Source organism: Runella sp. R5_40, assembly GCF_057652295.1.
In genome coordinates, this window is the sequence record NZ_JBYFCH010000035.1 from 55,387 (window position 1) to 56,154 (window position 768).

A 768-nucleotide genomic window follows, 5' to 3' on the forward strand; every position below is an offset into this window, starting at 1 on the left:
TAATTTGGACGCAGGGAATTATAATGTGACAGCGAAAGACGTAGCAACGGGTTGTATATCAACGAGTTTGGCTTTGACGGTGAATGCGGTGCCATCAGCTCCTGCTCAGCCAACAGCTTCGGTGACTATTCAACCGACGTGCACCACGCCAAAAGGAACGATTGTGGTGACGGCCCCCGTTGGGACGGGCATCGAATACAGCCTTGGCGGTACGTACCAAACTTCGGCGACGTTCAGTAATTTGGACGCAGGGAACTACAATGTGACGGCGAAGAACACGACCACGGGTTGTATATCAACGAGTTTAGCTTTGACGGTGAATGCAGTGCCATCGGCCCCTGCGACGCCAACAGCTTCGGTGACGGTACAACCGACGTGTACCACGCCAAAAGGAACAATTGTGGTGACAGCCCCCGTTGGAACGGGCATCGAATACAGTCTTGGCGGTACGTACCAAACTTCGGCGACGTTCAGTAATTTGGATGCGGGGAATTATAATGTGACAGCGAAAGACGTAGCAACGGGCTGTATTTCACCGAGTTTGGCTTTGACGGTGAATGCAGTGCCATCAGCCCCTGCCCAGCCAACAGCTTCGGTGACGGTACAACCGACGTGTACCACGCCAAAAGGGACAATTGTGGTGACGGCCCCCGTTGGGATGGGCATCGAATATAGTCTTGGCAGTACGTATCAAACTTCGGCGACGTTCAGTAATTTGGATGCGGGGAATTATAATGTGACAGCGAAAGACGTAGCAACGGGCTGTAT

General features: G+C 52.6%; 1 pseudogene. It reads left to right on the forward strand.

The annotated features are described in order from the left end of the window. Positions 1 to 768 (forward strand): annotated as a pseudogene (locus AC23N5_RS29840) (hypothetical protein); the annotation flags it as partial.